Genomic DNA, 257 nt, shown 5'->3' on the forward strand with positions numbered 1-257 from the left:
TGTTCGCAACCAATGAGCCTGTACCGTCAACAAAGCTTAAGCCGGCATTATTGATGACTGTGCCACCTGCAGTTACACTGTCAAATACCACATCTTTCTTCGTTGCTACAGTGACCTTGTTCCCTGCCTGTTCAACCGCAATGTTGTCACCAGCGATAAACGTTACTGTTTCATCTGGCGTAATCTGTTCAACTGAACTGCCTGCCACTGCACCCGTACCAGTTTTATCTGTCGTCAGTTTCCAGCCTGTATTCGCT

At 47.5% G+C, this 257-nt stretch carries 1 pseudogene; it reads right to left on the minus strand.

The features are described from left to right. Positions 1-257 (minus strand): annotated as a pseudogene (locus ACG9ZB_RS17535) (hypothetical protein); the annotation flags it as partial.

It is taken from the genome of Acinetobacter johnsonii, assembly GCF_048551975.1.
Classification (GTDB): domain Bacteria; phylum Pseudomonadota; class Gammaproteobacteria; order Pseudomonadales; family Moraxellaceae; genus Acinetobacter; species Acinetobacter johnsonii_A.